This is a genomic window from Desulfothermus naphthae (assembly GCF_054657475.1).
In genome coordinates, this window is the sequence record NZ_BAAHYQ010000001.1 from 507,157 (window position 1) to 520,447 (window position 13,291).

At 33.5% G+C, this 13,291-nt stretch carries 10 protein-coding genes; 4 read left to right on the plus strand and 6 right to left on the minus strand.

The window, feature by feature from the left end:
* Positions 1-189 precede the first annotated feature (189 nt).
* The 4 genes from ACYQ1E_RS02420 to ACYQ1E_RS02435 all read left to right on the plus strand — a co-directional run bounded on the left by ACYQ1E_RS02420 (position 190) and on the right by ACYQ1E_RS02435 (position 3,519).
* On the plus strand, positions 190-723 hold the full coding sequence (locus ACYQ1E_RS02420) for a metal-dependent transcriptional regulator (RefSeq protein WP_459875089.1): 534 nt from the start codon (positions 190-192) through the stop codon (positions 721-723).
* Between the two features lie 3 nt (positions 724-726).
* The gene (locus ACYQ1E_RS02425; protein WP_459875090.1) at positions 727-945 is read left to right on the plus strand and encodes a FeoA family protein; all 219 of its coding nucleotides are present in this window, start codon (positions 727-729) and stop codon (positions 943-945) included.
* Between the two features lie 604 nt (positions 946-1,549).
* Entirely contained in the window at positions 1,550-3,037 is a 1,488-nt protein-coding gene (locus ACYQ1E_RS02430) for a mechanosensitive ion channel domain-containing protein (RefSeq protein ID WP_459875091.1), read from the plus strand.
* A gap of 11 nt (positions 3,038-3,048) precedes the next feature.
* Entirely contained in the window at positions 3,049-3,519 is a 471-nt protein-coding gene (locus ACYQ1E_RS02435) for a DUF456 domain-containing protein (protein WP_459875092.1), read from the plus strand.
* A 346-nt stretch (positions 3,520-3,865) separates the two neighbouring features.
* Here ACYQ1E_RS02435 and ACYQ1E_RS02440 read toward each other — a convergent pair whose 3' ends face one another.
* The 6 genes from ACYQ1E_RS02440 to ACYQ1E_RS02465 all read right to left on the minus strand — a co-directional run bounded on the left by ACYQ1E_RS02440 (position 3,866) and on the right by ACYQ1E_RS02465 (position 13,232).
* Positions 3,866-5,842, minus strand: coding sequence for a hypothetical protein (locus ACYQ1E_RS02440; protein ID WP_459875093.1), 1,977 nt, complete (start codon positions 5,840-5,842; stop codon positions 3,866-3,868).
* A gap of 4 nt (positions 5,843-5,846) precedes the next feature.
* Positions 5,847-7,853, minus strand: coding sequence for a tetratricopeptide repeat protein (locus ACYQ1E_RS02445; RefSeq protein WP_459875094.1), 2,007 nt, complete (start codon positions 7,851-7,853; stop codon positions 5,847-5,849).
* A 30-nt stretch (positions 7,854-7,883) separates the two neighbouring features.
* Positions 7,884-9,005: a hypothetical protein gene (locus ACYQ1E_RS02450; RefSeq protein WP_459875095.1), complete on the minus strand. Its 1,122-nt coding sequence runs from the start codon at positions 9,003-9,005 to the stop codon at positions 7,884-7,886.
* Positions 9,006-9,291: 286 nt separating this feature from the next.
* A complete protein-coding gene (locus ACYQ1E_RS02455) occupies positions 9,292-10,467 on the minus strand; it encodes a SufB/SufD family protein (RefSeq protein ID WP_459875096.1) in 1,176 nt (391 codons plus the stop codon).
* Complete coding sequence (locus tag ACYQ1E_RS02460; protein WP_459875097.1) at positions 10,455-11,213, minus strand: ABC transporter ATP-binding protein; 759 nt, start codon at positions 11,211-11,213, stop codon at positions 10,455-10,457. Before ACYQ1E_RS02460 ends, ACYQ1E_RS02455 begins: the two co-directional genes overlap by 13 nt.
* Before the next feature lie 213 nt (positions 11,214-11,426).
* A complete protein-coding gene (locus ACYQ1E_RS02465; protein ID WP_459875098.1) occupies positions 11,427-13,232 on the minus strand; it encodes a methyl-accepting chemotaxis protein in 1,806 nt (601 codons plus the stop codon).
* Between the last annotated feature and the right edge of the window lie 59 nt (positions 13,233-13,291).

Consider the following 13,291-nt stretch of genomic DNA (forward strand, 5'->3'; position numbering starts at 1 on the left):
GGTCGAAGGCCACAGCAAAATAGCTGTCGGTTGGTTGGTGCAATATTTTTAACCAGTATTTATGGGTATTACAATTATTTTGCCATTATTTTGTTTTTTTTAATTTTAACAAAGAAAGAGCTTGACATCAAGGCCATGAAATAATAAATTAGATTGATGAAACATTTTGTGGATACTCAAATAAAAAAAATGGACACTAAAACCAAAAATAAACCCATTACTCCCAAGATGGAGGACTATTTAGAGGCAATAGTTGGCCTGGAAGAAGAGAAAAAGGCCGTGAGGGTCAAGGATATTGCTTCTAAAATGGGAGTCAGCATGCCTACTGTCACAAGTATGCTCAAAAATCTATCAAAAATTGACCTGGTTGAATATGAAAAATATGAATATATTGAACTGACTGACAAAGGCAGGGAAATTGGAAAAGAGATTCAAAGGCGGCATATTGCCTTAAAAAAATTTTTGCATGAGATACTTGGAATTGATGCAATAGTTGCTGAAAGTGAGGCATGTAAAATGGAACACGCTGTTAGCACTTCCACACTGGATAGGTTTGTAGATTTTATGAATTTTATAAAGTCTTGTCCTAGAGCGGGAAGTAAGTGGATAGGATATTTTCATGAATATTTAAAACATGGAAAAGGCAAGGCAACCTGTGAAAAATACAGAGAATATCTAGATGATATTTACAACAAAATAAGATCAGAAATAGGGAGAGAGTAGAATATGACGAGGCTGACCAATCTTCACGCAGGCGATGAAGTTACACTTGTAGATATAGAAGGGGGAAGAGGGATTAGATCAAAACTTTTTAACCTTGGCCTGACTCCTGGAATTAGAATAAAAATAATCGCAAAAAATGGATGGGGGCCAATTGTTTTAAAAGTCAGAGATGGCAAAATTGCAATTGGCAGAGGAATGGCTGAAAAAATTTTGGTTAAGTAGACTACCTTAATAGTTTACAAGACTATTTAATACCTTTAAATTATTTTTTTCCTTTCTAAGGTCCTTTCCTTGGTGGGTTTCAATACCATAGAAGGGCAATATAGCATCCTATAAAAAGGGCATCTCTCTATTATAGGCATCTTGTAAATTAAAAGTAGCTAATTTTTATCGGGGAAAATTTCATTTCACGCTGAACCAAGACACTATGAAGAAGCACATCGGGAAAAATTGGGAAGCAAAACCATTATTATCTCTCGTCACATAGCTAATCGCTACTAGCGGATGTACCTACATTCAAAATCCTCTCGTTCCCATCGCTAAACAAAAAAACTTGCTTGACGGAGAAAAATAAAATAGTTTTGTGTGATCTCTTTATTGAATATTTTTTGCGCAATTAAATGTCATGGAAGTTTGGTTTGTGATTTCACCAATGGAGGAGCTGAGAAAAATATCACAATAATAGGAGTTTTTCTAGTGCCTGGTGGATATGATCTTCCTTTAATATCAGGAGATTCCTCTTTACATGCAAAACTGTAAGAAAATAGTGTTGTCAGATTAGAAGTAAAGAGAACGCCATAAAACAATTTCAAAAATAAGGCGCATTATGGACCAAATGAATTATATTGCAATTTTTTTTAACCAATTGATTATGCATAAAAAGGATATTATTTTATTTGTCATAACCATAGGTATTGTATTAACATTTAGGATTTTAGTGTTTTTTTTAAAGAAGAGATTTGAGTGGTCTTTCCTTTTTACCAAGATTTTGAATTATTCAATAATTTTAATTGTTATAGAGTTTTTAAAAGAAAATATTCAAGGGATATGGTTTTTAAAAATAATTTTTGTTTTAGAGACTGTTTTCATATTTTTGATTGTAAAATTATTTATAATAGATTTGTATATAAATGAATATTTATTGCTAAGAAAAAAAAAGAAAATTAGTTATATTATAATTGATATTATAAAATTTTCAATTATATTATTGTTTATAATGGTTTTTTTAAGAAATGTATTTAATGTTGATTTAATTACAATATTAACTCCATCTGCTATTATGACTGCTATAATTGGTCTTTCTATGAAAGATACTATTGGCAACTTGATATCCGGAATAGTTATACAAATTGAAAAACCTTTTGATCAGGGAGATTGGATTCAGGTTGGTGATTTAATTGGTAAGGTTGAGGAAATAAATTGGAGGTATACAAAGATTAAGACCATTTTAAACATGTATGTAATAATTCCAAACAATACTATATCTTCTGAAAATATAATCAACTATAGTAAGCCATCTGAAGAGTTAGAAGTACAAATAACCATAGGTGTTAGTTATGATGTGCCTCCTGTTAAAGTAAAAAGGGCTCTCTATGATATTTTAAATACAAATAGATTTGTTGAACAACATATGGAAAAAAAAGTGTTATTGATGGAATATGGATCATCTTCTATTAATTATAAAATTATTTTTGGTGTGAGAAATTATTATGAAAAAAGATTGGCAATAGATGAAATATACAGCTCAATCTGGTATCAATTCAAAAATTTTGATATAGAAATTCCTTTTCCAATCAGGACTGTTATTATGAGAAAACAGAAATCAAAACAGGTTGATTCCGAAGTTCTTTCAGTTTTAAAAGCCAATGAGCTATTTCACAATGCCAGAAATGAGGTTCTTAAATTTTTAGCTATGTATGCCAATTTACTTAAATTTAGTCTAGGAGATAGGGTAATTAACGAAGGCGATGTTGGAGATACAATGTATATTATTATTAGTGGTGAATTTGAAGTTAGGAGACAAGATAAAGTAGTTGCAAAACTCAGAGTAGGGGACTTCTTCGGGGAAGTGGCTTTAATATCTGACCAAAAGAGAAATGCTACCGTTGTTTGTACTCAGGACGGAGAGGTATTAGAGATAGATAGAATGTTGTTTAAATTAGTATTAGAAAAAGATTATGTTTTACGAAATGAAGTATATAAAAAATTCAAGGAGAGGGTTTTCAAAGAAGTAAAAAAACAAAAACACAGTTCCAGAGATGAAAAAATAGGGCTATTTGAGAACTTAAAAAAATTGTGTGGATTCTACAACTAAAGGGGAAAAAAGTGATTTTTATAAAAATAATATTATTTTTATTGTGGTGCTTAAATTTTTTCAGCCTTCCTGGAAACTGGCTCATGCTGATGGTATTATTTTTATTTGATATCTTTAGTACTACCTTTTCTCCACCTATCTCATGGTGGGTTACAGTGATTTTGCTTTGTGTTTTAGGTGAAATTATAGAATTTATTGGACAATTTGTTATAGGAAAAAAGTATGGCCTTACTTCTAAAGGCAACCTAGGATCATTTATTGGGGCAATTGGCGGCGCCATTTTAGGCGCCCCTTTTTTACTTGGGTTAGGGGCACTAATTGGAGGAATACTTGGTGCTTATGCAGGTAGCCTTGTTTTTGAACTTGCCAGCGGAAAAAGCTTCTCTGCATCAAAACAGGCAGCTTATGGCGCTATGTTCGGGAAAATTTTGGGAATTATAGCTAAAATGAGTGCTGGAATTGGAATTATTCTTTTAACATAATTTGTTAAACACATACATTAACCGCAATAATTATTTTGAATTGAGTTAAGGAAGTATTCCATGCAAAAAAGCAAAGATGCGGCTCTTATTAAGAGCAGCAAAATGATGTTGGTATTTTTTTGTGTCTTTATTTCTCCTTTTAACAAATTTGACACATGCACGTTGTAATAAAAGGATCTTTATTTCAGATTTGCCAAAATGCATAAACCTTGCCTTAAAAAATAGTCCTATGTTAAAGGAAAAAACCTTTGATATAAAGGCGCGGGACAAATCTATCTCCATAGCAAAATCAGACTTTTTCCCCCATAAAAAAGTTATCGAATCATGGGCATGAAAAAATTTGTAGTTATTGCCCTGGTGCCTCATTATCTTTTGGAAGAGTTACCTTTGTTATAGCAGGATCACTTTTTAATTTATCTTTATCTATTGCTATAATCCTATAGATATAAACACTTTCACCTGTTAATTCATAGTCTTCGTATTTTGTTTGTGTAGGCGGCAGTGTAGCAACTTTTTTACAATATCCATTGTTCTTACAACGATAGATTACATAGTTGTTTATATCATGTTCTGGATTACTATTCCAGATTAGAACAATTTTATTAGTTTTTACAATTGCTTTAAATTCCCTAACTGAGGTTGGTCTTGGTTTGGTGGTTGCTTTGACAACTTTGGAAATAGGACCTTCTTTATTATAAAGATTAAAACTGGCAATCGCGTAGTAATATGTTTTGCCGTCTTGAAGCGGTTCCAATAAGCTACCTTTGTCTATATAAGAATTTTTTGTATACCCTTTTAATTTTGTTATTTCAGTTAATTGGTTAGGAGTGGTGCCCCGATAAATTATATATCCTCCAATATCTTTATCATTAATAGGATTCCATCTCAATAGAACTGATTTTACCATTCCACTGATTGCGATTATGTTTGTGGGCGGTAAGGGTAAGTCTTTAGTTTTTCCTCTTACTATGTTAGACGGTCCAGTTTCACCTTTGGTGTCATAAGCAGTTAAATAATATTCATAGGTAAGACCATCTTCAAGACTATTTTTATCAGAATAGGTACAAATAGAATTGTCTCGAATGCTAGCTATTTTATGCCACTTTTCATCTTGAATTCTACGATAGAGGTAATAACCTTGTACGTTATCTATCTTCTGCCACTTTAGATCTATTCTGCGTAAAAGATTATCCTTATCTAAAGCAAGCACAGGTGGGGGTATGGTTGTTATTTTTATTGGAGTTGAACATGGACTTTCTTTTTGTGAGGTTACACTAGTTAAACAATATTCATAAGTTGTATTATCCTGAAGTCCTGTATCTTCAGCATAAAGACTCAATTCTGATGGAGAATTAAATTCAGCAGGTATTTCTTGAACTTTTATCCAATTTTCTTTTTTGCGATAAAGAATATATTTTTTTACTTCAAAACCTTCTTGAACATTAAGTAATGATGGAATAAATTTTAAATAGATTCGTTTCACAAATCCCTTTGCTTCCAGAATTATAGGAGGAAAAGGAATCTTTTCACCACAATTTTGCACCTCTACTATTGGTTTTAATTTCACAACTTGACCATTATAAAGCAAGGCTGCTACCATATAATAAATATGTCCCTTTAAAATTTGATGGTCTTCAAAGATGTTTTTGTTGGTCTTTCCTACAAATTGCCATGGACCATTTTTACATTCTGCACGGTAAATATTAAATTGGGAAATGGGATCCTCTGGATCAAAATCCCACGTCAATATGATATAATCTTTTTTACAAGTTGCTTTTAAATTTTTAATCTCTATTTTTAATTCTTGGTTTTGAATATGTACTCCATGCTGATTGTCTTTGACAACTGATTGGTCAGCATAAAGCACTTGTTCTATGTTTTTTGCTAATTGTGATATTTTATTGAAAATATCCTCCCTTCCTGTAAAACTTAATGTCCATATTTTTATGATCTTTTTATGAGGAACATTTAACAGAAAAAATTTGGCCCTGATTTGTGAATCTTGTTTTGAAACTTGTCCTGTAAAAACATAATTTACCCCTAAAACCTCTCCAGCTTCTAATGCTTGTTTTGGATTATCACTTTGAACAAATCCTCGTTGTAAAAGGATCTCTTCCATTTCTCTGCGAGGCATGATCTGTATAATACTTTTTCTAGTAAAAACCGAAACCAAATCATAGAGTATTTCCCCTGCATAATCAATGGCATCAATGCTAGTAGGTCTTAAATTAAAAACAGCTATAAGTGGCTTAGTTGCCCAACTTAAATTACTTACACAAAGGAAAAACAAAAGAACCCATGATACCCTTAAGGATTTAAACATTAAACTACTCTCCCAATGGAATTTGGTACATGTAAAATATCTGTTCAACCTTTTCTAAAGCATCTTTTATAATAGGAGAATTGGCAACACTTTTTAAACGTTCGTCAAATAATGCATCAATAAATTTTACTGCTGCTTGAAGATTTTGTTTGCGCTTGAGCAGATTTTCTCCTTCCTGGAAATATTTTTTTTCCAAGTTGCGAAGCGGTTTTAACACTTCCCGACCAAGTTCTGCTACTACTTCCAATGTCAAATTCTGCAAAATTTCTGTATTAGTTGGTAGTTCAAGGGGGTCGTATTTTATATGGGCCTCAGGAATTCCAGCATTGGTTTCGTCTTCAAATATACATTTACGTTTAATGGTCTTGACCTGGATATTTTCTCCAGTAGCAATATCTATAATTTTGAATGATATCTCTACAAAACCAACCTTTTTCTGTTCGCCAACTTCATATTGCTTTTCAACATATTCTGGCACAACTATTTTAGCAGGAGGTGCCTCGACAAGTTCTTGTTTTGTCGGCTTAGGATGCTTTGCTTTCCAGTTAAGATAATCTATATTGTCCTGTATCTTTGTTCCTACCTGATAACGGACTGTTTTTTTACTCTTTGACATTATAGATTCAACTTTAAATAAAAGCACACTGCCCATGATAGCTATATCTATTCCGTACATTTGTCCCACTTTCTTGGCTGTTTCAGTAGAAACTATTCCAATTTGTTCTAATTTCATTTCTTCTAAAATGGAGTTAAGATTTTCCCGTTCCATGATTTTTATGTCACCGCTGGCGTTATTAAATAGAAAAGTAATTAGCTTATTAGCAATAATAACTCCTGCATCCCTATTATTAGACGGACTGCGAAAATCAAACACAGCAATAGATTTTTGTACTCGTTTAGAGATATGCTTTCCCATTTCCTGAATAAGAGAAGATATTTTGGGGTATTCAGGAAAAATTTGTTTTACTTTAGTATACCAATACCACGCCAGTTCATATTGTTCCTGACTTTTAAAGTGATCTCCGATAAATTTTAGTCTAGCAGCAAGTGATTGTTTTAAAGAATTAAGTTTATAATCATTTTTATCTTCTATATACTTTTGAGCCATCATGTATGAATCTACAGCTTTGAGGAGCCAACCACTTTTAATATTTTCCTTGGCCTTTCGAATATGGTACTCACCAGCTTTGAGTTTAACCTGGCCAAGGAGTTGTTTTAAATCTTTATCTGTTGGGTCATATTCCAATGCGGTCTCATATAGTTCTACAGCCTTATCCCAGTTTTGAGCAATTACTTCTTCTCTAGCACGGCTAAGAAAATATTCTTTATTGTCATTGTGTCTGGCCTGTTCTAAAAGCTTATGTGCTACTCTATTTTGAGGATCTAATGCAAGTGTTTTACGCAAAAAGAAGATCGCTTGTTTGAATTTCTCCTTATCAAAAAAAATCTGAGCCTGAGTTAAATAGAATTTTGCTCCTTCTCTGGTACACTGAGTTAGCAGTGTGGCTGAGTCTTCGTAATTGGGAAATTTACTTTGAAGCTGAGAAAGGAGAAAATAGGCTTTATCCCATTTGTTTTCCCTTATAGCTTGTTGGGCATGGGAATAAATTTGTTTCACTTCTGTTAAAAATTTATTCTCTTTAACCTTGATTTCATTTTTAAGAGCAATCACATCACGTGCTTGAGGATCTATCTCTTCTGCCCTTGCAAGTTTATATTTAGCTTTATTAATTTTATTTAAGGTTATTGGCTCACTGGAATTTAGTATGGCTTTTGCTTCTGTGATGTATTTGGTTATCAATTCTTTTTTGAGCTCGGTGAGCGCTTGCTGATATGTTTTGTTTTTTGGTTCCTTTGCTAAGGCCTCTTTATAATAAGCCATGGCCTCTTTATATTTACCCGCATCCTGCAACTGTCGACCCAATTCATAATATTTTTTCCCTACAGCACAGGCGGATAAAACTACTGCTAGAGCAACTATAATAATCTTTGAAAAAAATCTTTTGCTCATAAAACTGTTTCCTCTTTATAACAATTGATGTTAATTTTCTCTTTTTGCAACGATTTTATTTAACCTTATGACCATTTTATTATTTTCAATTTGTTCAACTAAAAAAGAAAAGCATTTATGTTGAAAATAAGACATTGACATTTCACTGAGTAAGAATTTAGGCCAACCTTTATATTTTACTACATATATTCCTGTTTTGTGTCTAAACTTCAAAAGTTGAACACATTGAATTCCTGTAATCTCATTTTCCATAATCCTGCATATGTGTCTAGCTTCATTGTAGTTATGTAGCCTGTGAATTACCAATGTAATTTTTCTTAGACCGTATAATTCCTGCTTCCAAACAGATAAGAGTTTTTGACGGAGAGTTTTCCATATTTTGGAAACGCACATCTGGGTTCCTTGTTCCATTACTTGTAACCTATTTTCTCCTGGTATAGAGGCTGTGGCACTTGCTGTTGCGAGAATTCTGTTTTCAGAAGGTCGGATAATAGATGCAGTGCAACTAAGTTCATTTAAAGTAATAAAAATATCTTTATACTGGGTACTTGTTGTAGAAATTTCACCGCTCAAATCAATGATTAGCTCAGGAGATGGAGAATTTGATTTTGCTGGCGATGCAAGCAGAATAAAACCAGCTTGTTGCAAACGATCTGCCAGGTAAGCCTTAATTTTAAGAATAGCTTGGATACAATCTGATGGCACAGATGGATTTATTTGGATAAACACTCTGGGATTATTTTGAAGACGAAGAATGTCTTGAAAATGTTTAATATCATTTATAAGAGAATTAAGTTCTACTTCGGCCTCAATTGTTATTTCATAAGTTCCAAGTTTAGTCTTTTTTTCTTTTAAAATCTTCAAATTTTTTAAATAACCTCTTGATCTGCTAAAGATTTGATCTTGAACCAATCTAGCATTTTCAACTAATGAGATAGAATCTATATAAGTACCTGCTACCTGCTCAATAGCGGCCCGTTTAGCCTGGTCCAAAGCCTTTTCTCTGGCAATTAATTCTCTGCCAGGTTCATAAAAACTAAAACCTTTGGCTATTACCTTTTTTCCAGCAAAACAAAGGGTTCCATAGAAAATAAAAAAAAGTATGAACAAGATATATGAGATGATATAATGATACAATTTTTTATTTTTCATAGTAAATAATATTGTTAAACATGTTACCATGTAAGGCTAAAGTTGTAAACTTAAATAAAAACAATAAAATTGCACTTTTATATATTCATTATAAAACTTTTAGAACAATGTCAATAGGGTACCAGTCACTTCAGCAAATTATGAAAAAGCAATTGGTCTGGAAAGGATGTCCCCACTTTGGACAGCTGCTGGTTTTGGCCTCCTTGTGGGGACAGTAATGACTATGGTTATAACCCCTGTGACATATTCTCTGTTAAACGATTTTGGTAGGTTTTAAAAGGAGAATCTAAAACATTTCATCTCTTGCATCTTCTATAGTTTTATCAATAGCCTGTTTTAACTCAGGAGGAAGGCCCATGATGTCTACATTCAAAAATCCCCTAACAATTGTAGATGTAGCCTCGTCTTCATCTAGTCCCCTGGCCATTAAGTATTCTATTTCCTCCTGGGCGACCTTTCCAACTGCTGCTTCATGGGAAAGTTCCACTCCAGTTACTCTCCCCTCTAACTCAGGAATTGCATGAATTATTCCATCTTTTAAAATTAAGCCCTTACATTCAAGATGCCCCTTTGCAGGGACAGCATTTCCCTGTATGTATCCAGGCGCAACTATAGTTCCTCCTGTAGTAATGCTCCTGGATACAATCTCAGCCTTTGTCTCTGGAGCATTTAGTATCATTTTTGTCCCTGCATTAATGTATGTACCAGGAGGTGCAACAATTACGGAACTAGAAGTAGCTACAGCACCTCTTCCATTTAAATAAATAGTGGGATAAAGCTGAACACTTTTTACAGGTTTGAGTAAAATATAATTATTAACAAAAACACCATCTTGTTCAATAGTACATACTGACCTTGGCCTTACATGTACATTTGAGCTCCAATTATGGATCATTGTAAATGTCAATTTTGCGCCTTTTTTTATGAAAATCTCTGAAATACCTAAATGAAGTGCTGAATTTACATCGTGAGCCACAGAACACCCAGTAATTATGTGAAGTTCAGAATCCTCTTCAACAATAATAATGTTATGCACATTTTGTCCTACCTTGTCTCTTTTAATAAAAAGACAAGACTGCACTGGATTTTGAACTTTAACTCCTTTTTTAGTCCTTATAAAATATCCGCCGTGCAGTTTTTCATATACGGCCTTTGTATATTCATCTTTATCAGGATCAATTAACTTCCAATAATAATCTTTTAGTCCCTGGTATTTTTCAAGGGCTTCTTTTATGTCTAAAACTTCTACTCCTTTGTCACAGGTTTTACAAAGGGCCTTTGAATGGTTCACATGCAAAAAACTACCACTCCTTTGTCTTTCTTCTAAATCAATACCTGCCATAACTAGATTTTCTCTGTCCTTTTCATCTATTTTTCTCAGATCATCAAGCACTACATTCTCATAACCATCAAAGACAAATTCTTCCAAATTAAGATCTTCTTGGTTTTTTATATCAGACATTTTACACACTCCTTATATCCGTATTTTCTTATGTGTTCCAGAATATCCCTTGGCCTTGCTTCACAGCATAATACTCCATTATACATAACCATTCCACGATCAGCATTAATATATTCTAAAATATACCCAGTATGTGTTATTATAAGACCCGATATTTCTTTTTCTTGTTTTAATTTTTTCATAGAAGTACCAGGAACCGGGGTTAATTTTTGCCCTAAAAGTTCTTTAACTACATCACCAATCAAGGCCATATTCTCTAAATCCACACCAGATTCAGGCTCATCAAATAGCAGTAATTTTGGCTTCTGTGCCATTAGCTGAAGTAGCTCGGATCTTTTGATTTCTCCTCCTGAAAAACCAAGATTTATATCCCTATCCAAAAAATCCTCCATATTTACTTTCTTTGCAAGGGACTCAATATCTACTTCTTTATCCCTTGCGCACAGCTTAACAAGATCCCTAGTCTTTAAACCATTAATAGTAGGAGGACGTTGAAAAGACATACCTATGCCAAGTCTGGCTCTTTCATAAGTAGGTATGTGAGTTATATCATGACCTCTAAATATTATTCTGCCCTTTGTTACTTTGTAATTAGAAAAACCCATAATAGTCATAAGCAAGGTTGTCTTTCCTGAACCATTTGGTCCGAACAAAATAAATGTCTCGTTTTTGTTAATCGAGAGATTAACCCCTTTTAAAACCTCATTCCCTCCTACTTCTACGTGTAGGTCCTCTATTTGTAACATACAATCCTCCAAAGATTTTGTTGATAACACACATAATTATGTTTCTAACTCTTTAAGCAGGTTTGTATCTTCAGTTATCTTTGCCAAAAATCTTTGTCAAGATTTAAAAAAATGGTAAAAGGGGGATGGGATTGATTTAGGATAAAATAGTCAACCCGCTGGGGCGGGCAGGCCGCCCCAGGGAAATTGCAAGAGTACTAACAGAAAAGGGTTCTATTCATTTTTTAATCGTTGAATCAGGTTATATAGTTCATGTGAAATTCTATTTAGATCATTGACTGCCTGTTCTGACTGATTCATAGCCTCGGCTGTTTCCTGACTAATGCTAGAGACTCTTGAAACTGTTTCATTTATTTGAGATGTCAAATCTAAAAATTCTTCCATGGTATTTGCAACCTCCAGTACCTCATTGGCAAGTTTTTCTATAAATTCCACTACTTCCTTTAATCTTTTTCCTGAGTCGTCGGCGATTTCATTGATGTGATCAATTACATCTGCTGAATTATTGGTTAATTCTATGTTTTGATTTACACTTATTTTTATTTTTTTAATAAATTCACCCACTTCTCCAGTAGCAGTCATAGTTTTTTCGGCAAGCTTTCTCACCTCATCTGCCACAACAGCAAATCCTTTGCCTGCTTCACCAGCCCTTGCTGCTTCTATGGCTGCATTTAGGGCAAGTAGATTGGTCTGATCTGCAATGTCCCTGATTACTTCGGTAATTTGATCTATACCCTCTGCCTGTTTACCTAACTCTTCCATTGTGGTACGCTGAGAATTTGAATTTTCATATAAAAAGGATATCTTATCAATTAACTCTTTGACCATTTTTTCTCCCTGATCAGCCTTCTCTTTTGTCTCTTCAGCTAGTTGAACAAGTTTATCTAAATTTTGTTTCTTATCCTGGATGGAAATATTCATGTCTTCCATTGAAGCACTGACTTGAGACATCATTTCTTCTTGTTCTCTCGTTCCCTTTGCAGTCTCCTCTATCTGGGCGGACATCTCTTCAGAAGCTGATGAGAGTACTTCTACTATTTCATGTAATTGTTCTGCAGCTTCCCTCATTCCTTCTGTTTTTGATCGTTCAGCTCGATCCCTGGCCTTCTCAGCTTCTTGTTGAGCCTCTTTTGCTTTCCTGGATTCTAATTGAGCCTCTTTCTCTTTCTCTTTTGAAGTCTTAAATAATTTCTTTAAATTCTTAATCATATCTCTTAATGATCCATCCAATAAATAACCTATCTCCTCTCTTGTAATTATTTTTATATCTACATCCAGGTTACCTTTTGCCACTTCGTCTGCAACTTTAATAACTTCTTCTATCCCCTGTATGATTAATTTAGTAAGCATCAGTGCTGATGCTATACCAAAAACAGATGCTGCCAGGAAAAATAAAATTCCTTTTTTAAGGAAAAAGATATACGCTTCATGGAGAGTATGTGAATGATGAATAGCTGCAAGTCCAACAGTAATAATTCCTATACCTCCACCAAAAAATAACAATATACAGGCCTTAAGCAGTCTAAATTTCAATCCTGGTGCCCTATATATTTTTGATAATGGAATATCTGATGTCCACATCTCCCAATTTGCTGCTAATGCAAGATCAAAAGGAGGCCAGAATATTAAAAGCAAAGATATTGCTATTAACATGCTTATCAAATATTCCATCTTGTCAATAAATGGACATCCGAAAATAGCAAAATTTGGTCCAATTAGTGCTAAAAATATGACAAAATAAAAATACCAAGAAGATAAACTAGCTGCTCGCTTCTGAGCAATAATTAAATCTTGCTTATCCATGGTCTGACGATAAGTCTCCACATCTTTTATGTGTTTCCACAAGGTGTAATAAGAAGCAGGCAAAAATGAAATTAGAAATAGTATTACAGAAGGTCTCAACATTATCATAACTAATTCATGTAAACTCCATATCTTTAGATAACAATTTAAAAAAAACCACACACCTATTACAATAACACATTGTCCAAACCACAAAAAATATAACTTTTGTTTCATTTTACCCCCCTATAGGCTGATGTTTTGGTTTATTTCATATCAATTACTCAGTGTAGTTT